Below are 22,281 nucleotides of genomic sequence, written 5' to 3'. Positions count from 1 at the left end.
ACGGCTTTTTGATGTGTCCGGCTTGCGGCGCTGCGCCGCAACGGACAAAAGCGACAACCGGCTTAGTTCTTCGACTGATCGACCAGCTTGTTCTTCGCGATCCACGGCATCATCGCGCGCAGCTTCGAACCGACCTGCTCGATCTGATGCTCGGCCGTCAGACGGCGGCGCGATTGCAGCGTCGGCGCGCCGGCCTTGTTTTCGAGGATGAAGCTCTTGGCATATTCGCCGGTCTGGATGTCGGTCAGCACGGCCTTCATCGCCTTCTTCGTTTCAGCCGTCACGATACGCGGACCCGTCACGTATTCGCCATATTCGGCGTTGTTCGAGATCGAGTAGTTCATGTTGGCGATGCCGCCTTCGTAGATCAGGTCGACGATCAGCTTCAGTTCGTGCAGGCACTCGAAGTACGCCATTTCCGGCGCATAGCCCGCTTCAACCAGCGTTTCGAAGCCGGCCTTGATCAGGTCGACCGTACCGCCGCACAGCACGGCTTGCTCGCCGAACAGATCGGTTTCCGTTTCTTCGCGGAAATTCGTTTCGATGATGCCGGCACGGCCGCCGCCGTTCGCCGCTGCGTACGACAATGCGATGTCACGTGCCGCGCCCGACTTGTCTTGCGCAACCGCGATCAGGTGGGGCACGCCGCCGCCTTGCGAGTAGGTGCCGCGAACCGTGTGGCCCGGCGCCTTCGGCGCGATCATGATCACGTCGAGGTCGGCACGCGGAATCACTTGACCGTAGTGCACGTTGAAGCCGTGCGCGAAAGCCAGCGCAGCGCCCTGCTTGATGTTGGCGTGCACTTCCTTCGCATAGACTTCGGCGATCTGCTCGTCCGGCAGCAGCATCATGACGACGTCCGCGCCCTTGACGGCTTCCGCCACTTCCTTCACTTGCAGGCCGGCGTTCTCCGCCTTGCTCCACGATGCGCCGCCCTTGCGCAGACCGACCGTCACCTTGACGCCGCTTTCGCTCAGGTTCAGCGCGTGCGCATGGCCTTGCGAGCCATAGCCGATGATGGTGACTTGCTTGCCCTTGATGAGGGAGAGGTCGGCGTCCTTGTCGTAGAAAACTTTCATGTCGGTTCCTTGGCTAGATTCGATGATTCAGTGAAATTCAAATACCGCGAATGTTGTGTTGCTTTGGCCGGGTTCATGCAGGCACGGCCCGGCCTGTGGATCGAGACGGTATGAACGCTCGCGCGTCATACCTTCAGAATGCGCTCGCCGCGGCCAATGCCCGAACTGCCCGTGCGGACCGTTTCGAGAATCGCCGTGGAGTCGAGCCCTTCGATGAAGGCATCGAGCTTGTCGCTCGCGCCCGTCAGTTCGATCGTGTAGGTCTTTTCGGTGACGTCGATAATGCGGCCGCGGAAAATATCCGACATCCGCTTCATCTCCTCACGCTCCTTGCCGACCGCCCTCACCTTGATCAACATCAGCTCGCGCTCGATGTGGGCGCCCTCGGTAAGGTCGACCACTTTCACCACCTCGATCAGGCGGTTCAGATGCTTCGTGATCTGTTCGATCACGTCGTCCGAGCCAATGGAGACGATGGTCATGCGCGACAGCGAATGGTCTTCAGTCGGAGCCACCGTCAAGGTTTCAATGTTGTAGCCGCGTGCCGAGAAGAGACCGACCACGCGTGACAACGCGCCCGGTTCGTTTTCCAGCAGGACGGAAATGATGTGTCTCATGTTTCGCTTCTTCCAGATGTTTTGTCGATGTATGCGAGCCGTTCGCGCCGCTTCGTCCGCGTTTGCCTTTCGTGAAGGCGGGCATGACGAAGCCGGCGTCGGAAACGCTCGTTATAGATCTTCCGAACCCATGAGCATCTCGGTGATGCCCTTGCCGGCCTGAACCATCGGCCAGACGTTTTCGGTCGGATCGGTCTGGAAGTCGAGAAACACCGTGCGATCTTTCAGGCGCAGCGCTTCCTTCAGCGCCGGTTCCACGTCCGCCGTGCGTTCGATACGCATGCCGACGTGGCCGTAAGCCTCGGCGAGCTTGACGAAATCCGGCAGCGCATCCATGTACGAATGCGAGTAGCGCTTGCTGTATTCGATCTGCTGCCACTGGCGCACCATGCCCAGATAGCGGTTGTTCAGCGAAATGATCTTCACAGGCGTCTCGTACTGCTTGCAGGTCGAGAGCTCCTGAATGCACATCTGGATCGAGCCTTCGCCCGTGATGCAGAGCACGTCGTCGTCCGGGTGCGCCATCTTCACGCCCATCGCCGCCGGCAGGCCGAAGCCCATCGTGCCGAGACCACCGGAATTGATCCAGCGGCGCGGCTTGTTGAAGCGATAGAACTGCGCGGCCCACATCTGGTGCTGGCCGACGTCGGAACACACGAAGGCATTGCCGTCGGTCAGCTCCCAAGCCTTTTCCACCACGTACTGCGGCTTGATGATGTCGCTCTTGCGGTCGAACTTCAGGCAGTCTTTTGCGCGCCAGGCTTCGATGTCCTTCCACCAGTCGGCGAGCGCCGCGGTGTCGGGGCCGTGCTCGGCCGTTTGCAACTGCTCGATCAGCTCCTTCAGCACTTCCTTCACGTCGCCGACGATCGGAATGTCGACCTTGACGCGCTTGGAGATGGAGGAAGGATCGATGTCGATATGGATGATCTTGCGCGGACGCGAAGCGAAGTGCGCCGGGTCGCCGATCACGCGGTCGTCGAAGCGCGCGCCGATCGCGATCAGCACGTCGCAGTGCTGCATCGCCATGTTGGCTTCGTAGGTGCCGTGCATGCCGAGCATGCCGAGGAACTTCTTGTCGCTCGCGCGGTAGCCGCCCAAGCCCATCAGCGTGTTCGTGACGGGGTAGCCGAGCAGATCGGCGAACTGGTTCAGCTCACGCGACGCGTCCGCGAGGATGATGCCGCCGCCGGTGTAGATGTACGGGCGCTTCGCCGACAGCAGCAAGGCGACCGCCTTGCGGATCTGGCCGGAATGGCCCTTCGTGACCGGGTTGTAGGAACGCAGCGACACGCTCTTGAGCGGCTCGTATTGGCAAGGCGTTTTCGACACGTCTTTCGGAATGTCGATCAGCACCGGGCCGGGCCGGCCGGTACGGGCAATGAAGAAAGCTTTCTTGACGGTGGCCGCGAGATCGCGCACGTCCTTCACGAGGAAGTTGTGCTTCACGCAGGGACGCGTGATGCCGACCGTATCGCACTCCTGGAACGCGTCCTGGCCGATCGCCCCAGTCGGCACCTGGCCGCTGATCACGACCATCGGGATCGAATCCATGTAGGCGGTGGCGATGCCGGTCACCGCATTGGTGACGCCGGGGCCGGAGGTCACGAGGCACACACCGACCTTGCCGGTGGAACGCGCATAAGCGTCGGCGGCGTGAACCGCGGCCTGCTCGTGACGCACGAGAACGTGCTGGAACTTGTCCTGCTTGTAGAGCTCGTCGTAAATGTAGAGTACCGAGCCGCCGGGATAGCCCCAGATGAATTCGACGTCTTCGTCGGCCAGTGCCTTCATGAGCACGGTGGCGCCGATAGAGCCGGCTTCGGGATGGGGGGTCGTATCCGACGTGGAGAATTCCGCGCTGGGCATATTCATTTATTCACCTTTCGAATTTTCGGCAAAAAATTGATCGGGTGCTCTCTGCCGGGCTTGTGGCTCGGGTTCAAGCGGCGCGTCCAGTTGACAGGTGAGCTTCTTGGGCCACACCTCAATTGAGACAAGTCACTTATGTTGCGAACCAGCGAAGATATCTGCTGACGCCCGCGCGGTCAAGCAAATATTGCCGCAGCGTCCTGTCCCCAGTCCCGATATTGACCGGCGCGCTGTTATAGAGATGCAAGGTCGATCACGTTTCGCCCCGGCCGGCGCAAAAATTTGTTAGCATCCGCGAGTTTTACGACATTTTTCGACCGATTACGCGCACGCTCGCTGCGCCGACCCCCAACGGATGGCATCAGACAAGGAACTCGCCGATTTTCTGGCGGGCGTCGAAAGGCGCGCATTCAAGCAGACGGTCTACGCCGTGCGGGACGACGACGCCTCGCTCGATATCGTGCAAGACGCGATGATCAAGCTCGCCGAAAAATACGGCGACCGCCCGGCCGCCGAATTGCCGCTTCTGTTTCAGCGTATTCTGCAGAATGCGATGCACGACTATTTCCGTCGTGCCAAAGTGCGCAATACTTGGGTTAGTCTGTTTTCCTCGCTCGGCAACGCCGACGACGACGAATTCGACCCGCTCGAAACCTTCGAGGCCCAGCAAGGTTCGGCGGGCGCCGAGAGCAACGAACAGAAACTCGAACGCGAACAGGTCTTGCAGTCGATCGACGACGAGATCCAAAAGTTACCGGCACGTCAACGGGAGGCGTTTCTCATGCGTTATTGGGAAGATATGGATGTCGCCGAGACTGCCGCCGCGATGGGCTGCTCCGAAGGCAGTGTGAAAACGCACTGCTCGCGGGCCACCCACACGCTGGCGCAAGCGCTCAAGGCCAAAGGAATCACGCTATGAGCTCCCTCGAAACCAAAGAACTCGAGTTCGCCCGCCAGGTGCGCCGCGCGCTCGACGAAAACGCCGCCCGCATTCCGTCCGCCACCGTCGATCGACTCGCCGCGGCGCGCCATGCCGCGCTCGCCCGCAAGAAGCCCGAAACCGTGAGCGCGCCGGTGCTCGTGCCCGCCTTCGCCGGCGCGGGCATGCCGCAGCTCGACACCCCGCAGCGCCGCCGTTCGCCGCTGCGCCGCTTCGCGCTCGCGTGGCCGCTCGCCGCGCTGGTGGCGAGCCTCATCGGCATCGCCTACTGGGAAGACCAGCAGCGCACCGCCGAACTCGCCGATATCGATGCCGCCATGCTTAGCGACGACCTGCCGCTCAATGCCTATCTCGACCACGGCTTCAACGCGTACCTTTCACGCGCCCACTGAGCGGGAGATTTTTCGGGTGAGTTACAAGCGCGGCCTGGCCGTTGTTTTCGGATGCGCGATCGCGGCCCTGGTGTCGTTTGCCGCGACGTATCCGCGCTTTTACCCGGCCCCGTCGACCGCCAGCGCGCCTGCCGCCGCCGGCGGCAACGCCACCGCCAAGACCCGCGCGCCCACGCTCGCCGTCGAATTGCCCAGCCTGCCGGGCAGCAATAGCCCGATGGCGTGGACGCGCCTCAGTTCCGCCGAACATATCGCACTGGCGCCGTTCGAGTCCCAATGGGATTCCTTCAGCGACGAACGCAAGCGCAAATGGCTCAAGATCGCGTCGCGTTACCCAAAAATGTCGCCGGAAGCGCAAAAACGCCTGCATGAGCGCATGGCCGAATGGGTCCGCATGACGCCCGATCAGCGGCGCGTCGCTCGCGAGAATTACCAGGTGTCGAAGGAATTGCCGCGCGAAGCTCGTCAGAACGCGTGGAAGACCTATCAGGAACTGTCCGAGGACCAGAAGGCCCGCCTCGCCGCCAGCGAGCGCAGGCGCCGGCCCAGCGTGGTCAGCGCGCCGCCTTCGGGCAAGAGCGAGATCAAGGGGCTCGACCGGCTCGTGATCGCCCGCGAGCATGGCGCGAGCGGCGCGGCGGCAGCGAGCGCCGCGGCCGCCGCGTCGTTGCCGAGTCCGACCCTCACGCCGGCGATTCCGGCCGCGGGCAGTTTCGTGCCCGCCACGCCGCTGCCGGTTTCGCCGGCCGAAGCGCCGTCGATCTTCAACGGCTCCTGAGCCGCGCCCGACCGTGTCGCAGCCGCTCGCGAGTTCGTCCTTGCCCGCCGGGTCGTCCGGCACCGTTCCCACCGTTCGCCGGCGCCTCGCGGCGCTCCTCTACGAAGCAATGCTCCTGTTCGGCGTGGTGTTCATCGCCGGCTATCTGTTCAGCACGCTGACGCAGCAGCGCAACGGCTTGGCCCACCACAATCTTCTCGCGGCATGGATCGGGCTCGTGGTCGGGCTGTACTTCGTCTGGTTCTGGACCCACAGCGGTCAGACGCTGCCGATGAAAACCTGGCGCCTGCGCGTCGTCGCCGCTAACGGCGCACCGCTTTCCACCGCACGCGCGATCGTCCGCTACCTGCTGGCGTGGCTGTGGTTCCTGCCGCCGCTCGCGCTGCATCCGCTGCTCGGGCTCCGCGTGCCGCAAACGCTGGCGGTCGCCGCGGTGTGGTTCGTCCTGTGGGCCGCCACCGGCCGCTTCGGCGCGCAGCGTCAATTCCTGCACGATCGCCTCGCCGGCACGCGTGTGGTCAGCGTCGCGCGCTGAGCACGCGCCTCGCCTCGCTCCACCATTCACACCACCTCCCCGCTCTCAGCGCGGTAATAAGAACTTCTCGTGACTGTCACGGCAGGGTCACGCGCAACTGGCGCAATACGGGCACCGCAACTCGACGCGTGAGCCATGGACCCCAAAACGTCCGCGACGTCCCTGTTCCGCCAGACCGGCCCGAGCGTCGACCCCGTCGCGTTCCGCCCGGAACCCAATGTCGGTCACGGCTTGCCGCTGCCCGTGGCGTCGCTGCCGCACGACGCGCATGCCGGCCATCACGATGAAGAGCACGCCGAGCCGCATCGTTACCGCACCATCTGGCTCTCCGACATCCACCTCGGCTCGAGCGGCTGCCAGGCGCCCTATCTGCTCGACTTTCTGCGCCATAACGAGTCGGAGTATCTGTACCTCGTCGGCGACATCATCGACGGCTGGCAGTTGAAGAAAGGCTGGTACTGGCCGCAGGCGCACAACGACGTCGTGCAGAAGGTGCTGCGCAAGGCGCGCAAGGGCACCCAGGTCATCTACGTGCCCGGCAACCACGACGAAGCCGCGCGCCAGTTCTGCGACCTCGCGTTCGGCGACATCCACGTGCGCGGCGAGGCGTTTCACACCACGCTCGCCGGCAAGCGCCTGTGGATCGTGCACGGCGATCTGTTCGACGGCGTGATCCAGCACGCCAAGTGGCTCGCGTATCTCGGCGACACGCTCTACACGATGATCCTGATCCTGAACCGCTGGTTCAACCGGATCCGCAGCCGGCTCGGTTTTCCGTACTGGTCGCTGTCGCAGTACCTGAAGCATCAGGTGAAGAACGCGGTGAATTTCATCTCGTCGTTCGAGCGGGTCATGACCGACGAAGCACGCCGCCGCGGCTGCGACGGCGTGGTCTGCGGACACATTCACAAGGCCGAGATACGCGACATCGACGGCGTGCTGTATTGCAACGACGGCGACTGGGTCGAAAGTCTGTCGGCGCTCGTCGAGACGTATGAAGGCGAACTCAAGGTGATCTACTGGACCGTGATGCGCGCGCCGGAAGTGCGCGCGCAAAAGGCCCAGGCGACCGCGTAGTCCCTCTTAACTTCCAAGGGCGCAAACCGATGAAGATCATGATCGTCACCGACGCATGGGAACCGCAGGTCAATGGCGTCGTGCGCACGCTGAAGAACACCACGCGCGAACTCAGCGCGCTCGGGCACCGCGTCGATCTGCTCACGCCGCTCGAATTCCGGACGATTCCGTGCCCGACCTATCCTGAGATTCGCCTCTCGCTGCTGCCGCGCCGCAAGATTCGCCAGCGTATCGACGAATTCGCGCCCGACGCGCTGCACATCGCCACCGAAGGTCCGCTCGGCATGGCCGCACGCGCGTATGCGATCCAGCACAAGCTGCCGTTCACGACCGCCTATCACACGCGCTTTCCCGAGTACGTGCAGGCGCGCTTCGGCATTCCGCTCGCCGCGACCTACAAGTTCCTGCACTGGTTTCACAAGCCCTCGCTCGCCGTGATGGCGCCCACGCCCGTCGTGAAGCAGGACCTCGAGAAATTCGGCTTCACGAATGTCGTGCTGTGGACGCGCGGCGTCGATCTCGACATCTTTCACCCGATGGACTCGAAGGTGCTCAACACCGCTCGGCCGATCTTTCTGTATGTGGGACGCGTGGCGGTCGAGAAAAACGTCGAGGCGTTTCTGAAGCTCGATCTGCCCGGCTCGAAGTGGGTCGCCGGCGAAGGCCCCGCGCTCGCCGAACTGAAGTCGCGCTATCCGCAAGCGAATTATCTGGGCGTGCTCACGCAAGCCGAACTGGCCAAGGTGTACGCGGCCGCCGACGTGTTCGTGTTCCCGAGCCGCACCGACACCTTCGGGCTCGTGCTGCTCGAAGCGCTTGCGTGCGGCACGCCGGTCGCGGCCTATCCGGTGACCGGTCCGATCGACGTGCTCGGCGACGGCGGCGCGGGCGCGATGCATCAAGACCTGCGCGAAGCCTGCCTCGAAGCGTTGAGGATCGACCGCAACCATGCGCGCGGGTGGGCCGAGCGCTTCTCGTGGGCGGCGGCGTCCGAGCAATTCGCGGCGCATCTCAAACCGCTGCCGCACGCGTCGTATCGCGAGGAAAGCGCCGCCGCGTGACGCGGCGCGCCGAACCGCTCATGCGAGAAAGAAACGCTACCGTGACGCACGCGACGAACGGCGCGGCGCGCACCCCGCGCACCTCGCGCACTACCCGCTCCCTTCGCGCCACCGAGGCCGACGCCGCCAGCGTCGAACCGTTCGACGACGTGCGCGAGCCCGAGATGCCGCATCATGCGGGCGATGCGAACCATGCGCATGGCATGAACGGGATGAACTCGTCGAATGACAACCACGGCGACCCTCGCCACGAACCCCTCAGCCCCGACGATCCGCTCGCGCCGCTACCCTTCAACCCGTACAAGGGCAATCGTGGACTCACCCGCGCCTGGCATGCGATGAAAAACTCGCTGGCGGGATTCCGCGTCGCCATCCGCGAGGAAAGCGCGTTTCGCCAGGAACTCACGCTTGCCGCGATCCTGATTCCATGCGGCGTGCTGGTTCCGGTGGAGCCGGTGGCGCGCGTCCTGCTGCTCGGCTCGGTGCTGCTGGTGCTGATCGTCGAGTTGCTGAATTCGAGCGTCGAGGCGGCCATCGACCGCATCTCGCTGGAGCGCCACGAACTGTCGCGGCGCGCGAAGGATCTCGGCAGCGCCGCGGTGATGGTCGCGCTCGGCATGTGTCTGATGACCTGGCTGCTGATCGTCGGGCCGCTCGTCGTCGCGTGGGTCAAGGCGTGGCTGGCGGCATCGCCATGAAAACCGCGGCATCCCTCGTGAAAGCACGCTGAAAACGCCCGAGGGAATGAAAACCCTGAGTGTCCGTTCGAGATAAGAACGGTCGGTTTATAATCGTCCGACAGTCCCACAAGAAAACGCTGGGCCGCTCCCTGGTTTTCTTGTCCCTTCGGGGAACCTGCCGCGCAGCGGCAAGTTTCGGGGCGCTCAACGATACCAACCGCGTCCGGGTGGATCACGCAGCGGCGACATGCCGCCGCGCGCCTAGCCCGGCGTTACCAGGGCCGGACGATATGGAAGCCAAACCTCCCCGCCGCACCCGCGAACGGATTCTCGAACTGTCGTTGAAGCTGTTCAACGAAATCGGCGAACCGAACGTCACGACAACGACGATCGCCGAGGAAATGGAGATCAGCCCAGGCAACCTGTACTACCACTTCCGCAACAAAGACGACATCATCAACAGCATCTTCAGCCAGTTCGAGCAGGAGATCGAAAAGCGTCTGCGCTTTCCCGAAGACCATCGCGCGACCATCGACGAGATGTGGTCGTACTTGCAGTACATGGTCGATTTCACGTGGCGCTACCGCTTTTTGTATCGCGATCTGAACGACCTGCTGGCGCGCAACCGCACGCTCGAAACGCACTTCAAGCAGATCATCAGTCACAAGGTGCGCTTTGCGAGCCAGTTCTGCGAGCAGCTCGTGGCCGACGGCGAAATGGTCGCCACGCCGCAAGAGCTGCACGTCATCGCCACGAACATCGGCGTGATCGCCACGTACTGGCTGTCGTACCAGTTCGTGATGAACCCGCGCAAATACAACGAGCAGGAAACGATTCGCGCGGAACTGCATCAGGTGAGCGTGCAGATCGTGTCGCTGATGGCGCCTTACCTGCGTGGCCGCTCGCGGCAGATTTTCGACGACCTCGTGTCGGGCAAGCTGCCCAAGCGCGAGTTTTACGACTACCTGCCGCCCAAGGAAGGCGCCGCGCCCCGCAACGAACCGAAGGACGTTTAAGCATGAAGTCGGTGTGTGTGTATTGCGGCTCCGCCAATGGAGCCAAACCGTTGTATGCCCAAGCCGCGCGCGCATTCGGCCGCGCGCTGGTGCAAGCCGATCTGGCGCTGGTCTACGGCGGCGGCAAGGTCGGCCTGATGGGCGTGATCGCCGACACGGTGATGGCCGAAGGCGGCCGCGCGATCGGCGTGATTCCCGAACTGCTGGTCAACAAGGAAGTCGGCCATGACGGCCTGACCGAACTGCATGTCGTGCCGGACATGCATCAGCGCAAGAAGATGATGGCCGACCTGTCCGATGCGTTCGTCGCGATGCCGGGCGGCGCGGGCACGCTCGAAGAACTGTTCGAGGTCTACACGTGGGCGCAGCTCGGCTATCACCAGAAGCCGGTCGCGCTGCTGAATATCGACGGCTTCTACGATCCGTTGATCAATCTGCTCCAGCACACGGTCGACGAAGGCTTCATGCGGCAGACCTACTTCGACATCCTGCAAATGGATGCCGATCCCGCCGCGCTGATCGGCAAGCTGCAACGCTATCAGCCGCCCGCCAGCGACAAATGGGCGATCAACCGCGACGCGGTTTGAGGCGCGCGCGCCACGCTCGTCGAGCGCGGGCGCACGGAATCTTCACCGCGCTTTCCGCGCGGACCCGAGAACGATGAGGTTGCAATGACGAAAGCCGTCCTGATCACTGGTGGCAGCCGCGGCATTGGCCGCGCGAGCGCGCGCTTGCTGGGTGCGCGCGGCTGGTCCGTTGGCGTGAACTACGCGCAAAATCTCGCGGCCGCGCGGGAAACCGTCGCCGAAGTCGAACGCGCCGGCGGCCGCGCGTTGGCGATCGCCGGCGACGTCGCCAACGAAGCCGACGTGATCGCGATGTTCGACGCGCTCCAGCAGAAGTTCGGCCGGCTCGACGCGCTCGTCAACAACGCGGGCATCGTCGCGCCTTCGATGCCGCTCGCGGACATGGACCTCGCGCGCCTGAAGCGCATGTTCGACGTCAACGTGCTCGGCGCCTATCTTTGCGCGCGCGAAGCCGCGCGGCGCATGTCGACGAATCGCGGCGGCGCGGGCGGCGTGATCGTCAATGTGTCGTCGGCGGCGTCGCGTTTGGGCTCGCCGAACGAATACGTCGATTACGCCGGTTCAAAAGGCGCCGTCGACACGATGACGATCGGCCTCGCCAAGGAACTCGGCCCGCAAGGCGTGCGCGTGAACGCGGTGCGCCCAGGCCTGATCGACACCGAGATTCACGCGAGCGGCGGCAAGCCCGAGCGCGCCGCGCAGCTCGGCGCCACGACACCCTTGGGTCGCCCCGGCACGGCTGATGAAGTGGCCGAGACCATCGTCTGGTTGCTGAGCGACGCCGCCTCCTACGTAACCGGCGCGTTGCTCGACGTCTCCGGCGGACGCTGAGCGCGGCACGCCTTTTTTCCTCGCGCGGCACGCGATCGCACGCGGCCGCCTTTCTCTCCACGCGCCCCTTTCCCTTGATCCGACAGGGAAGCGGCACGATGCGTTCACTTCGCCCAATCCCTCGGTCTTGCTGTAATCGGTCGTAAGGATCGGAGACTACAATCGCAGCGAATCTCCGCGAATCGCCTGCAACCGCACGCGACGCGGAGCGAGAACATAAGTACGCGGCCCATGCCGTCGCGTGCGGCGACCAGAGACTTCCATGCGAGAAAACCCGTCCGCGCCGGCGAACGCCGTCACGCCCGCCGATCCGGCACATCCAGCCGACCGCTCCACCCGTGGCATCAGGCGCATGCGCGCGCTCGCCGCCGTCCGTCCGCTGATGTGGCTCGCCGCCCTCGCGATCCTGGGTACATGGCTTTTGCCGGGCACCTTGGGGCACGAGCCGTGGAAGCAGGACGAGACCTACACATTCGGCATCGTCCAGCACATGCTCGAGACCGGCGATCTGGTCGTGCCGACCAACGCCGGTCAACCCTTCGTCGAAAAGCCGCCGATCTACGATTGGGTCGCCGCCGGGCTCGCGTGGATGTTTGGCCGCTACCTGCCCTTGCACGATGCGGCGCGCCTCGCGAGCGCGCTGTTCGCCGGACTGACCGTCTACTACACGGCGCGCGTCGCCCGCCGCGCGGTGGCGGCTTCGAGTTGGCTCGACGTGCGCGTGATCGGCACGCTCGCGCTGTTCGCGGGCACGCTCGTCGTCGTCAAGCACGTGCACGACATGATGACCGACGTCGCGTTGATGGCCGGCGCCGCGCTCGGTTTTTGCGGACTATTCGAACTGGTGCTCGTCTATTTGCGCGACGATGCGCGTGCGCCGCCGCTCGACCTAGGCCGCCGGCGCCACGCGATACTCAGCGGCGCCGCGATGTTCGGCGCGGGTGTAGGCGTCTCTTTTCTGGCCAAAGGTCTGTTCGTGCCGCTCGTGTTCGGGGCGACCATCCTCGCGGTACTGGCCTTGTATCCGGGCTGCCGCACGCGCGGCTTCGCAGGGGCGCTCGGACTCGCCGCGCTAGTGTGCGCGCCGTTCGCGCTGATCTGGCCGATCTGCTTCTACCTGCGCTCCGACACGCTCTTCAAGCTCTGGCTGTGGGACAACAACATCGGCCGCTTCTTCGGCTTTTCGGTCGCCGAACTCGGCTCCGAAAACGAAAGCCGTCTGTTCGTGCTGCGCACCGTGCTGAGCGTCGGCTTTCCCGTGGTGCCGCTTGCGCTCGCCGCGCTTGCGGGCGGCGCGTGGCGGCGCTGGCGCGATCCGCGCGTGGCGCTGCCGGTGATCTTCGCGGGCACCGGCTTTGCGGTGCTGCAAAGCTCGGCGACGGTTCGCGAACTGTACATTCTGCCGTTCATCGCGCCGCTCGCGCTGCTGGCGATGCAGGGCGTCGAACGGCTTCCGCGCCGTCTGCATGCAAGCTGGGATATGGCGAGCCGCGTACTGTTCGGCAGCACGGCCGCGCTGGCTTGGATCATCTGGTCGATCATGAGCAACCCGGCGAGCACGCATGCGTCGCTACATCTGCTTGGCCGCTGGTTGCCGCTCGATTGGGTGCTGCCGGCCAAAGCGGGGTTGATCGCGGCCGCGTTGCTGATGACGTTCGGCTGGCTGTGGCTGCTGCCGGTTTTCAAATACACCGGCAAATGGCGCGGCGTGCTGAGTTGGTGCGCGGGCGCGATGCTCGCGTGGGGGCTGGTGAGCACGCTGCTGCTGCCGTGGCTGGACTACGCGAAGAGCTATCGCTCGGTGTTCGAAAGCCTCGGCGCGAAGATCAAGGTCGAATGGAACAATGGCGACTGCATGGCCAGCACGGGGCTGGGCGAATCAGAGGCGCCGATGCTGTACTACTACACCGGCATCGAGCATCAACCGACCGCGAACGCCGCAACCACCGAGTGCACATGGCTGATCGACCAGAGCCGCCGTGACCGCACGCGCGCGCCGGCGGGCGAGTGGCGACTGTTCTGGTCGGGCGCGCGTCCGGGCGACACGGATGAATCATTGCGGGTGTTCGTGCGGGCGCCGGCCGGCGCCGCAAACGCGCGCAGCGAATAAAGCGTCGCGGCGTCTAGAACGACGAGCCGGGTTCGCGCAGAAAGGCGTTTTCTTCATCCGTCGAAGCACGCCCCAGCAATGCGTTGCGATGCGGAAAGCGCCCGAACCGCTTGATGACCTTCGCGTGCCGCACCGCGAACGAGTAGTAGGACGCGCCGCCGGGCTCGGCTTCCAGCGCCTTGAACAGACGCAGCGATTCCTGCTGGCTGGCGAGTGTTTCGTCGTGTTCGAACGGCAAATAGGCGAACGCCCGATGATGCGCGGTGGGCAATAACCGATCGGCTCCGCTTGCGACCATCTGCTGCGCCGTGTGCAAGGCCTTTTGATCGGCGGCGAATGCGCGCGGCGTGTTGCGATGACAATTGCGCGAGAACTGATCGAGCACGACGATGAGCGCCAACGCACCGAGCGGCGTTTCCTTCCAGTGGTCGAGCGAACCTTCGCGCGCCGCGTCGATGAGCGTGCCGAAGCGTTCCAGCAGCATCGCGTCGAAGGCCTTGTCGCGTGAGAACCAGAGCTTGCGCGCCACCCCGAAATCCGGCGCATCCGGCGTACCGAACCAGCAATCGAGCACGGCGCGCGCCTCGGGAGCCAGCGCGGCGTAGTCCGCCGAAGCCGTGTAAGGCGGCTGGTTCAAATCCAACTCCAACCGGTTAGCCATTGCGATTGCGCATCCAGTCGGCGGTCTCGAAGAACGACGCAAGCAGACGCTCCCGCAGCGGCTCGGCGAGCCCGACGTCTTCCATCGCCCAGGCCATGCACCGCAACCATTGATCGCGCTCGCTCGAAGCAATCGCGAACGGCAAGTGCCGCGCGCGCAAACGCGGATGACCGAAGCGGCTGATGTAATGATCAGGCCCGCCCATCCAGCCGCACAAAAACCAGAACAGCTTGTCGCGCGAGCCGTCGAGCGACTCGGGATGCAAGGCCCGAATCCCGGCGAACTCCGCTTCGAGATCCATCAAGTCGTAAAACCGGTCGACCAGTTCGCGCACGCGCGCTTCGCCGCCGACCAACTCGAAGGCCGTCGGCTGCGCCGCGGACACTTCATCCAGATCGCTCATACCTGCTCACATCAAAAAGAAAAATCACGCGTCCCGCAGCGATTGCAACGCGGGCCGCGCCAGCACATGCCGCAAGCTCAGCCAGCCGCCGAGACCCGCGCACGCGACGCCGGCCACGATGCCCGCCGGCAGCAGCCACGGATTGAAGCTCAGATAAAACTCGAACACGCGGGTCGCCAACACCCAGCCGATCGCCTGTGCGCCGAGCGCCGCCATCAACCCGGCAAGCGTCCCCACCGCGACGAATTCCGCGACCTGCACCGCGCGCACCTGGCGATGCGACGCCCCCAGCGCGCGCAGCAGCGCGGATTCTCGCATGCGCTCATCGCGCGTGCCGGCGAGCGCGGCGTAGAGCACCAGCACGCCCGCCGCGAGCGTGAACGCGAACAGGAACTGCACCGCGCCGATCACCTGCTGCAACACGCGCTGCACCTGCGCGAGAATCGGCGCGGTGTCGATCGCCGTGAGGTTCGGATAGGCGGCGATCAGGCCGTCGATGGTCGACTGTTTGTCACGCGGCAGATGGAAGCTCGTAATGAACGTCGCGGGGAAATCCTGCAAGGCGACGGGCGGCATCAATACGAAGAAGTTGACCTTGAACGAACCCCAGTCGAGCTTGCGCACGCTCGTCACCGGCGCGTCGATCTGCAAGCCCGTCACGTCGAAGCGCAGCACGTCGCCGGGCTTCACGTCGATCACCTTCGCGAGCCCCTGCTCGATCGAGATCTGTGGGGTTGTGCTGTCGCCATACCACGTGCCCGCCGCGAGCCGGTTGTCGTCGGGCAATTCGGTCGTGTACGACAGATTGAACTCGCGATCGACCAGGCGCCTCGCGTCCTCGGTCTTGAACGAATCGGGATTCACCGGCTTGCCGTTGATCGCGATCAGCCGCCCGCGCACCATCGGCGAGAGCACCGTGCCGGGCAGGCCATGCGTGTCCAGGTATTGCGTGACGGCTTCGCGCTGATCGGGCTGGATGTCGATGATGAATTCGTTCGGCGCATCGGGCGGCGTCGATTTGCGCCAGCCGGCCACCAGATCGTCGCGCGTCATCGCAATCAGCAACAGGCACATCAGGCCGATGCCGAGCGCCGTGATCTGCAGCGCGCTCGCGCCGCTGCGCCGCTCCAGCGACGCCAGCGCATAGCGCCAGCCGATCCCCGCATTCACGCGCTCGCTGCGCACGATACGCGCGGCGCCCCACAGCGCGACTCGCGCGATGCACGCGAACACCAGCAGACCGCCCGCGAAGCCGCCCGCGACGATCCCGCCGAGCTTCAACTCGCCCGCCGCGACGATCAGCAACGCGGCGAACAGCACGATGCCGAGCGCGTAGGCGGCCCATGCGGTGCGGCCCGCCTCGCCCCATTCGCGGCGCAACACGCGCACCGGCGGCACGCGCGTGAGCGGCAACAGCGGCGGCAGCGCGAAGCCGAGCAGCAGCACGAGGCCAGTGGCGATGCCTTGCAGCGCGGGCCACGCAGTCGGATAAGGCAAGGCGACGTCGATCAGACTGCCGAGCCATGTCAGCAACGCGAGATGCCCGAGGTAGCCGAGCGCCACGCCGAGCGCGCCGCCGATCAGGCCGATGCCGACGAATTCGAGCGTGAAGAGCGCGCGCAGCGTGGCCTGGCTCGCGCCGAGGCAGCGCATCGCCGCGCAGCCGTCCAGATGCCGGCGCATGTACCGATGCGCGGCCATCGCGATCGCCACCGCCGCGAGCAACGCGGTGAGCAGCGACACGAGCGTGAGGAAGTGGCCCGCGCGGTCGAGCGTCTGACGCACTTGCGGCTGGCCGTCCTGCAACGATTCCAGCGCGACGCCGCGCATCTTGCCGCCGTCCACGCGGCCATGCGCGAACTGCGCGAAACGCGCGACCGCATCGTCCGCGCCCGCCACCAGCAGTCTGTGCGTCACGCGGCTGCCGAAGGCGATGAGTCCCGTCGATTGAAGTTCGTCGGCGCGCAGCATCAAGCGCGGCGAGAAGTTGACGAACGAAAAGCCGCGGTCGAGTTCGCGGGTGATCAGCGCGCCGATCGTGAAGCCGCGCTTGCCGACCTTCACCGTGTCGCCGACCCGCAGCTTGAGCGCATCGAGCAGCGCCTGATCGACCCACACGGTGCCCGGCGGCGGAATCGATTGCGCCGGATGGTCAGCCGCACCCGGCGCCGAGGCGATCCGCAATGCGCCGCGCAGCGGATAACCGGGCGACACCGCCTTGACGGCGGCGAGCCGCGAGGCCGGCTGCGCGCCGGTCGAATTGATCATGCTGGGAAAGATCGCCGTGGTGGCGGTGTTCAGGCCGAGCGCCCTGGCTTTTTCGGCGAATTGCGGATCGACCGGATGATCGGCGCGCACGATGAAATCGGCGGCGATCATGCGCCGCGCGTCGCGCTCGAGTCCCTGATGCAGACGGTCAGCCAGAAAGCCGACACTCGACAACGCCGCGACGGCCAGCACCAGCGCCAGCAGCAGCATCGTCAGTTCGCCCGCGCGCCAGTCGCGCGCCGTCATGCGGATGGCCTGGCGCAACAGATGCATGCCGCCGAAGCGGCGCGCCGTGTCCGCGGTCCCCGTCGCTGCAGACGCGGCGCGCGCCGCCGCGGTCCTTACCGTATCGCTCAATCGTGCCTGCTCCTCGCCAAACGCGACACCATATGCGTCGCCATGCCGCGAAAACCGCCCTGCACGCCGCGCCAAAGGCGCGGCAACGCCCAGCCGGCCAGGATGATGAAGCCCACCATCAACACCAGAAACACGAGCGGCACGAACAGCGCGAGCAGCATGCCGCCGAACACGAGCCCGTCTTCAGCGGTGGAGGTCACGATATTCGACACCGGTTCCGGCGACAGATTGATCAGCGCGCGCGTGCCCGCTTTCGCCAGATGCGCGCTGCCGGCCAGCGTGCCGCCGGCGAGCGCGGCGACCGTCAGCAGCGCAGGATCGGCATGACCGAGCGCGCCGGCCGCCAGCATGGCGCCGGCCGGAATGCGGATAAACGTATGGATCGCGTCCCACAACGAATCGAACGCGGGAATCTTGTCGGCGAGAAATTCGGTGAGCGTCAGCACGCCGGCCACGCCGATCACCCACGGCGAGGACAGCGCGGACAGCGTATCGGGTAGATGGATGAGGCCGAGGCGGGCGAACACGCCGGCCAGCAGGACCGTCAGATAGAGGCGCAGGCCGCTGCCCCACGAGAGGCCCGCCGCAAGCGAAAGTGATTCAAGCATGGCCGCCTCCGGGCGCGCTGTGCGTGCCGGGCGCTTCGGCGAGCATGGCGGAACGAGCCGCCGCGCCGAAGTCGTCAGACCCGCGCCAAGCCGGCCGCGCCCCGTAGGCCGCGGGCAACATTCAGTTTGGATTCAGTCTCATTATAGCCACGTTAATTCGCAGAACGCAGAGCGGCGAACAAATGGCGCAATCCGGCGGGACACAGGCGGCGCGGGCACGGGTGCGCCGCACGAATCGGGGAATGAAGCGGGCAACGAAGCGAGGCGGCCAATGAGCGGGCAATGAGGCTCAATGCCCTGACGACAGCTTCAACCCGATCAGTCCGACCACGATCAGCGCCGCGCTGGCCACGCGCGCGACGCTCAACGCCTCGCCCATCATCACGATGCCGAAGATGAATGCGCCGACCGCGCCGATGCCCGTCCAGACGGCGTAGGCCGTGCCGAGCGGCAACTGGCGCATTGCCAGGGCGAGCAGCACGAAGCTGCCGAGCGCGGTCACGATCGTGAACACGGACGGCCAGAGCCGGGTGAAACCTTCGGAACTCTTGAGGCCGGCCGCCCAGGCGACTTCAAGCAAACCGGCGATCAACAGAAGAATCCAGGACATGAGACAGCTCGTTGGTCAGATGGGGCCGTCCCCGTTTGTGAATGTGCGTAAGGTCGTCCTTACGGTCCGTAATTCTAGCAAACGGGGCGCGATGCCGTCGCGACCCGCGTCCGTCGGTCAGACCGTGCCGACCAGCCGGTAGCCAACCCCCGTTTCCGTGACGATATGCTCCGGCTGCGCCGGGTCGCGCTCCAGCTTGCCGCGCAGATGCGCCATGTAGATGCGCAAATAGTGATGGCTCTCCACATGCGACGGCCCCCACACGTCGCGCAGCAGTTGCCGGTGCGTGAGCACGCGGCCGGCGTGGCGCACCAGCGTCGCGAGCAGGCGGTATTCGATCGGCGTGAGATGAACGGCGACGCCGTCGCGGCTCACTTGCCGCAAGGCCAGATCGACGGTGACCGCGCCGAAGCGCACCAGCGGCGACTCGTTCGCGCCGCCGTGATTGCGCCGCCGCATCTGCGCCCGAATCCGCGCCAGCAATTCGGACACGCCGAACGGCTTGGTGAGGTAGTCGTCCGCGCCGGCGTCGAGCGCGGCGACTTTTTCGCTCTCCTGGGTGCGCGCCGACAGCACGATCACCGGCAGTTCGCTCCAGCCGCGCAGTTCGCGGATCACGTCGAGGCCGTCCGTGTCGGGCAGGCCGAGATCGACGATCACCAGATCGGGCTTGCGCGTCGCGGCCTCCACGAGACCCTGCTTGCCGGTTTCGGCGTCGTGCACGACGATGCCCTCGCCTTCCAGCGCGCTGCGCACGAAACGGCGAATCTGCTTTTCGTCTTCGATCAGGACGACGGTGATGCCGGGGTCACTCATGGGTAGGCTTGGGATGCGGGTGAAGTGTCGGGTCGTCGTGGCCAAGCGGATCCGCGAGAGGACCGGCGAAGCGATCGGCTCTTTCGTCATTCAGCGGATCGGCGCCCTCATCGTCCAGCACGTCCAGCACGTCGGGCGCGTCGGGCGGCGTTTCCACCGGCAGCGTGAACCAGAAGCGCGCGCCTTCCACGCGCCCCTCCGCCGACATCCGGTTGAGCGCGCCGATTGTACCGCCGTGCGCTTCGACGATCGCGCGGCAGATCGCGAGGCCGAGGCCGATGCCCGGCTTGGCCGACTCCTTCTCGCCGCGCGTAAACTTCTCGAACACGCGCGCTTCCATGCCGGCGGGCAGGCCCGGTCCGTTATCGTCGACGGTGACGCGCACGAACGATTGGCCGTCCGCGTCGAGACGCTGCGCGCCGATCGTCAACGGCGTGTGCGGCGGGGTGTATTTCGCCGCGTTCTCGAACAGGTTCGAGAACAGCCGCTCCATCAGCACGGCGTCGAGATGCAGCAGCGGCAAGTCCGCGGCCAGTTTGACCTGCACGGGATGCTCGGCCAGCACGCGTTTGCACGCCCGCAGCGCGGCGCCCACGGTTTCCTCGAGCAGCGTCCACTGCTGATTCAATTGCAGGCTGCCGGCCTGCAAGCGGGCCATGTCGAGCAGATTCGTGACGATGCCGGTCATGCGCAGCGCTTCCTCGTGGATCGCTTCGACGAGATCGTCGTCGGGCCGGGCGTCGGCCCTGGTGTCGGCGCCGGTGTCGGCGTGGGCGTCAGCACGCGTATCGCGCGACTGAGCGAGCATCGACGAGAACCCGACGATGGTCGTCAACGGCGTGCGCAGATCGTGCGAGATCGCCGACAGCAGCGAATTGCGCAAGCGCTCCGATTCCATGTTGACGAGCGCGTCGCGCGCGATATCCACGTAATGCACGCGTTCCAGCGCCAGCGCGATCTGCGCGGCGAACGCGTCGAGCATGCGCTGCTGCTCGGGCACGTTCAGCTCGCGCTCGTCGCGCAACGCGACCGCGAGCACGCCGCGCGTGCGCATCGGCGCCTTCAGCGGCAGGTACAGCGCGGCGGCGGCCGGCAGCGTGTCGGTGCCATGCCCGGCCGGCTTCTGCTGATCGTAGACCCATTGGCCGACGTCGCTATCGAGCATCTCGCCGTCGAGCAGCATCGCCGCGTCGGGGTCCTCGATCTTCTGCTTCACTTTATCGGCGCTGTCCGGCAACAGCATCGCGACGCGCGCGCCGAACACCTCGCTCACATGCCGGCTGCCGATCTCGACGATCTGCTCGGTGGTGAGCGCCGCGGCCAGTTCGCGCGCCATCGCGTACATCGCGCCGGTGCGCTGCTCGCGGCGGCGCGCGACGCTCGCCTCGCGGCGCAGGCTCGACGTGAGATGGCTGATGACGAGCGAGGTGAGCAGCATGCCGAAGAACGTCAGCAGATACTGCGTATCGGAAACCGACAGCGACATGCGCGGCGGCACGAAGAAGAAATCGAACGCGGCCACGCTCATGAACGACTGCATCACGCCCGGCCCGCGTCCGAGCTTCACCGCCGTGAAGATCACGCCGAGCAGGTACAGCATGACGAGGTTCGTCAGATCGATATGGCCGCTCAACTGGCTCGACAGGAGCGTGATGGCCGCGCAGATCGCCAGCGCGAAACCATAGGCGCGCGGCGGCGAGCGGCGTTCGCGCGCCGCGCTCAACGCATCGCGCCACGCGTTCGCGGTGGTGGTGAGCAGGCGGCTCTGCTCGCCGCCGTCGCGTTCGGACGACGCGCGGATCAGCGTGAGATCGAGTTCGCCCGCGTGCTCGGCGATGCGCTCGCCGAACGGCCGGCGCAATCGGCGCAGCCAGCCCGCGCGGACCGACGCGCCCGCCACCAGCTTCGACACGTTGCGAGCCTGCGCATAGCCGATCAGCGCGGTGGCCGCGTCGGCGGCCGCGAGCGTCGCGGTTTCGGCGCCGAGTTCGGCCGCGAGCTTGAGCGCGTTGAGCGTGCGTTCGCGGCGCGCGTCGGGCAGGCGCTGCAGCGCGGGCGTTTCCACATAGACCGCGATCCAGTCGGCCTTGAGACTGGCGGCGAGGCGCGCCGCCGCCCGCACCAGCATCGGCGCTTCGGGGCCCGGCCCGACGCAAACCAGCAAGCGCTCGCGCGCCTGCCAGATGCGCTCGATCGACCGGTCGGCGCGATATTCCCGCATCTGCGCGTCCACGCGATCCGCGGTGCGGCGCAGCGCCAGCTCGCGCAGCGCGATCAGATTGCCCTTGCGAAAGAAGTTGCGCACCGCGCGCTCGGCCTGCTGCGGCAAATACACCTTGCCGTCGCGCATGCGGTCGAGCAGTTCCTCGGCGGGCAAGTCGACCAGCGTGACTTCGTCGGCGCGATCGAACACGCGGTCGGGCACCGTCTCCCAGACACGGATGCCGGTGATCTGGCCGATCACGTCGTTCAGGCTTTCGAGGTGCTGCACGTTGACCGTCGTGTAGACGTCGATGCCCGCATCGAGCAGTTCGTACACGTCCTGCCAACGCTTCAGATGCCGCGCGCCCCGCACGTTCGAATGCGCGAGTTCGTCGACGAGTATCAGTTGCGGCTTGCGCGCAAGCGCGGCGTCGAGATCGAACTCGCCGAGCGTGCGGCCGCGATAGTCGATCTGCGCGAGCGGCAGCACGTCGAGCCCCGCGAGCAGCGCGGCGGTTTCGCCACGGCCATGCGTTTCGGCGATGCCCACCACCACGTCCGCGCCTTCATCGTGACGGCGGCGCGCGGCCTGCAACATCGCATAGGTCTTGCCGACGCCCGCCGACGCGCCGAAAAAAATCTTCAGCTTGCCGCGCTGACGTTTTTCTTCGTCGCGTTGCAGCTTGTCGAGCAGTTCGTCAGGATCGGGGCGGTTCATGCTCAATGGTTTTCATAGTTGGGCGAGCGGCGGTGTGTGCATGGTGGCACGGCGGCGAGCCGG

Annotated in this window: 21 protein-coding genes; 11 read left to right on the top strand and 10 right to left on the bottom strand. The window is 65.6% G+C overall.

Going from position 1 to position 22,281, the window contains the following annotated elements; genetic code table 11:
- Nucleotides 1–62 precede the first annotated feature (62 nt).
- From ilvC to BUE39_RS15615, 3 genes are all read right to left on the bottom strand, one after another.
- The gene (ilvC, locus tag BUE39_RS15625) at nucleotides 63–1,079 is read right to left on the bottom strand and encodes a ketol-acid reductoisomerase (protein WP_073429564.1); all 1,017 of its coding nucleotides are present in this window, start codon (nucleotides 1,077–1,079) and stop codon (nucleotides 63–65) included.
- 125 nt (nucleotides 1,080–1,204) lie between these two features.
- Entirely contained in the window at nucleotides 1,205–1,696 is a 492-nt protein-coding gene (gene ilvN, locus BUE39_RS15620) for an acetolactate synthase small subunit (protein ID WP_073429563.1), read from the bottom strand.
- Between the two features lie 111 nt (nucleotides 1,697–1,807).
- Nucleotides 1,808–3,571, bottom strand: coding sequence for an acetolactate synthase 3 catalytic subunit (locus tag BUE39_RS15615; RefSeq protein ID WP_073429562.1), 1,764 nt, complete (start codon nucleotides 3,569–3,571; stop codon nucleotides 1,808–1,810).
- A gap of 352 nt (nucleotides 3,572–3,923) precedes the next feature.
- Between BUE39_RS15615 and BUE39_RS15610 the strand changes: the two genes are divergently transcribed.
- From BUE39_RS15610 to BUE39_RS15560, 11 genes are all read left to right on the top strand, one after another.
- Nucleotides 3,924–4,487 (top strand): RNA polymerase sigma factor, encoded by a 564-nt coding sequence (locus tag BUE39_RS15610; RefSeq protein ID WP_073429561.1) that lies wholly within the window; start codon nucleotides 3,924–3,926, stop codon nucleotides 4,485–4,487.
- Nucleotides 4,484–4,900 carry a DUF3619 family protein gene (locus BUE39_RS15605; RefSeq protein WP_073429560.1) on the top strand — a complete coding sequence of 139 codons (417 nt, stop codon included), beginning with the start codon at nucleotides 4,484–4,486 and terminating at the stop codon, nucleotides 4,898–4,900. The genes BUE39_RS15610 and BUE39_RS15605 overlap by 4 nt, the downstream gene beginning before the upstream one ends.
- Nucleotides 4,901–4,916: 16 nt before the next feature.
- Complete coding sequence (locus tag BUE39_RS15600) at nucleotides 4,917–5,678, top strand: DUF3106 domain-containing protein (protein WP_073429559.1); 762 nt, start codon at nucleotides 4,917–4,919, stop codon at nucleotides 5,676–5,678.
- 13 nt (nucleotides 5,679–5,691) lie between these two features.
- Entirely contained in the window at nucleotides 5,692–6,213 is a 522-nt protein-coding gene (locus BUE39_RS15595) for an RDD family protein (RefSeq protein ID WP_073429558.1), read from the top strand.
- A gap of 135 nt (nucleotides 6,214–6,348) precedes the next feature.
- Nucleotides 6,349–7,290 carry a UDP-2,3-diacylglucosamine diphosphatase gene (locus tag BUE39_RS15590; RefSeq protein ID WP_073429557.1) on the top strand — a complete coding sequence of 314 codons (942 nt, stop codon included), beginning with the start codon at nucleotides 6,349–6,351 and terminating at the stop codon, nucleotides 7,288–7,290.
- Between the two features lie 29 nt (nucleotides 7,291–7,319).
- A complete protein-coding gene (locus BUE39_RS15585) occupies nucleotides 7,320–8,351 on the top strand; it encodes a glycosyltransferase family 4 protein (protein ID WP_073429556.1) in 1,032 nt (343 codons plus the stop codon).
- Between the two features lie 20 nt (nucleotides 8,352–8,371).
- On the top strand, nucleotides 8,372–9,049 hold the full coding sequence (locus tag BUE39_RS15580; RefSeq protein ID WP_073429594.1) for a diacylglycerol kinase: 678 nt from the start codon (nucleotides 8,372–8,374) through the stop codon (nucleotides 9,047–9,049).
- A 272-nt stretch (nucleotides 9,050–9,321) separates the two neighbouring features.
- Nucleotides 9,322–10,047 (top strand): TetR/AcrR family transcriptional regulator, encoded by a 726-nt coding sequence (locus BUE39_RS15575; RefSeq protein ID WP_073429555.1) that lies wholly within the window; start codon nucleotides 9,322–9,324, stop codon nucleotides 10,045–10,047.
- 2 nt (nucleotides 10,048–10,049) lie between these two features.
- Nucleotides 10,050–10,634 carry an LOG family protein gene (locus tag BUE39_RS15570; protein WP_073429554.1) on the top strand — a complete coding sequence of 195 codons (585 nt, stop codon included), beginning with the start codon at nucleotides 10,050–10,052 and terminating at the stop codon, nucleotides 10,632–10,634.
- Nucleotides 10,635–10,718: 84 nt separating this feature from the next.
- A complete protein-coding gene (locus tag BUE39_RS15565) occupies nucleotides 10,719–11,465 on the top strand; it encodes an SDR family oxidoreductase (protein WP_073429553.1) in 747 nt (248 codons plus the stop codon).
- A gap of 262 nt (nucleotides 11,466–11,727) precedes the next feature.
- Complete coding sequence (locus tag BUE39_RS15560; RefSeq protein WP_073429552.1) at nucleotides 11,728–13,575, top strand: ArnT family glycosyltransferase; 1,848 nt, start codon at nucleotides 11,728–11,730, stop codon at nucleotides 13,573–13,575.
- Nucleotides 13,576–13,588: 13 nt separating this feature from the next.
- Here BUE39_RS15560 and BUE39_RS15555 read toward each other — a convergent pair whose 3' ends face one another.
- The 7 genes from BUE39_RS15555 to BUE39_RS15525 all read right to left on the bottom strand — a co-directional run bounded on the left by BUE39_RS15555 (nucleotide 13,589) and on the right by BUE39_RS15525 (nucleotide 22,218).
- Nucleotides 13,589–14,212, bottom strand: a complete 624-nt coding sequence (locus tag BUE39_RS15555; RefSeq protein ID WP_235004883.1) for a DUF924 family protein — start codon at nucleotides 14,210–14,212, stop codon at nucleotides 13,589–13,591.
- Between the two features lie 16 nt (nucleotides 14,213–14,228).
- A complete protein-coding gene (locus BUE39_RS15550; protein ID WP_073429550.1) occupies nucleotides 14,229–14,639 on the bottom strand; it encodes a group II truncated hemoglobin in 411 nt (136 codons plus the stop codon).
- Nucleotides 14,640–14,663: 24 nt separating this feature from the next.
- Nucleotides 14,664–17,153, bottom strand: a complete 2,490-nt coding sequence (locus BUE39_RS15545) for an ABC transporter permease (RefSeq protein WP_090518745.1) — start codon at nucleotides 17,151–17,153, stop codon at nucleotides 14,664–14,666.
- A 107-nt stretch (nucleotides 17,154–17,260) separates the two neighbouring features.
- Nucleotides 17,261–17,872: a DUF4126 domain-containing protein gene (locus tag BUE39_RS15540; protein ID WP_073429548.1), complete on the bottom strand. Its 612-nt coding sequence runs from the start codon at nucleotides 17,870–17,872 to the stop codon at nucleotides 17,261–17,263.
- Between the two features lie 289 nt (nucleotides 17,873–18,161).
- Entirely contained in the window at nucleotides 18,162–18,482 is a 321-nt protein-coding gene (gene sugE, locus BUE39_RS15535; protein WP_073429547.1) for a quaternary ammonium compound efflux SMR transporter SugE, read from the bottom strand.
- A gap of 117 nt (nucleotides 18,483–18,599) precedes the next feature.
- Nucleotides 18,600–19,298: a two-component system response regulator KdpE gene (gene kdpE, locus BUE39_RS15530; protein ID WP_073429546.1), complete on the bottom strand. Its 699-nt coding sequence runs from the start codon at nucleotides 19,296–19,298 to the stop codon at nucleotides 18,600–18,602.
- Complete coding sequence (locus tag BUE39_RS15525) at nucleotides 19,291–22,218, bottom strand: DUF4118 domain-containing protein (protein WP_073429545.1); 2,928 nt, start codon at nucleotides 22,216–22,218, stop codon at nucleotides 19,291–19,293. Before BUE39_RS15525 ends, kdpE begins: the two co-directional genes overlap by 8 nt.
- Between the last annotated feature and the right edge of the window lie 63 nt (nucleotides 22,219–22,281).

The organism is Paraburkholderia terricola (assembly GCF_900142195.1).
Classification (GTDB): domain Bacteria; phylum Pseudomonadota; class Gammaproteobacteria; order Burkholderiales; family Burkholderiaceae; genus Paraburkholderia; species Paraburkholderia terricola.
Note: the sequence above shows the minus strand (reverse complement) of the source record. Positions and strands in the feature narration are given on the sequence as shown.

Excerpts from the sequence above, each read along its gene's own strand:
- ilvC (WP_073429564.1), bottom strand. The coding sequence starts at position 1,079 with ATGAAAGTTTTCTACGACAAGGACGCCGACCTCTCCCTCATCAAGGGC.
- ilvN (WP_073429563.1), bottom strand. The coding sequence starts at position 1,696 with ATGAGACACATCATTTCCGTCCTGCTGGAAAACGAACCGGGCGCGTTG.
- BUE39_RS15615 (WP_073429562.1), bottom strand. The coding sequence starts at position 3,571 with ATGAATATGCCCAGCGCGGAATTCTCCACGTCGGATACGACCCCCCAT.
- BUE39_RS15610 (WP_073429561.1), top strand. The coding sequence starts at position 3,924 with ATGGCATCAGACAAGGAACTCGCCGATTTTCTGGCGGGCGTCGAAAGG.
- BUE39_RS15605 (WP_073429560.1), top strand. The coding sequence starts at position 4,484 with ATGAGCTCCCTCGAAACCAAAGAACTCGAGTTCGCCCGCCAGGTGCGC.
- BUE39_RS15590 (WP_073429557.1), top strand. The coding sequence starts at position 6,349 with ATGGACCCCAAAACGTCCGCGACGTCCCTGTTCCGCCAGACCGGCCCG.
- BUE39_RS15585 (WP_073429556.1), top strand. The coding sequence starts at position 7,320 with ATGAAGATCATGATCGTCACCGACGCATGGGAACCGCAGGTCAATGGC.
- BUE39_RS15580 (WP_073429594.1), top strand. The coding sequence starts at position 8,372 with ATGCGAGAAAGAAACGCTACCGTGACGCACGCGACGAACGGCGCGGCG.
- BUE39_RS15575 (WP_073429555.1), top strand. The coding sequence starts at position 9,322 with ATGGAAGCCAAACCTCCCCGCCGCACCCGCGAACGGATTCTCGAACTG.
- BUE39_RS15570 (WP_073429554.1), top strand. The coding sequence starts at position 10,050 with ATGAAGTCGGTGTGTGTGTATTGCGGCTCCGCCAATGGAGCCAAACCG.
- BUE39_RS15565 (WP_073429553.1), top strand. The coding sequence starts at position 10,719 with ATGACGAAAGCCGTCCTGATCACTGGTGGCAGCCGCGGCATTGGCCGC.
- BUE39_RS15560 (WP_073429552.1), top strand. The coding sequence starts at position 11,728 with ATGCGAGAAAACCCGTCCGCGCCGGCGAACGCCGTCACGCCCGCCGAT.
- BUE39_RS15550 (WP_073429550.1), bottom strand. The coding sequence starts at position 14,639 with ATGAGCGATCTGGATGAAGTGTCCGCGGCGCAGCCGACGGCCTTCGAG.
- BUE39_RS15545 (WP_090518745.1), bottom strand. The coding sequence starts at position 17,153 with ATGACGGCGCGCGACTGGCGCGCGGGCGAACTGACGATGCTGCTGCTG.
- BUE39_RS15540 (WP_073429548.1), bottom strand. The coding sequence starts at position 17,872 with ATGCTTGAATCACTTTCGCTTGCGGCGGGCCTCTCGTGGGGCAGCGGC.
- sugE (WP_073429547.1), bottom strand. The coding sequence starts at position 18,482 with ATGTCCTGGATTCTTCTGTTGATCGCCGGTTTGCTTGAAGTCGCCTGG.
- kdpE (WP_073429546.1), bottom strand. The coding sequence starts at position 19,298 with ATGAGTGACCCCGGCATCACCGTCGTCCTGATCGAAGACGAAAAGCAG.
- BUE39_RS15525 (WP_073429545.1), bottom strand. The coding sequence starts at position 22,218 with ATGAACCGCCCCGATCCTGACGAACTGCTCGACAAGCTGCAACGCGAC.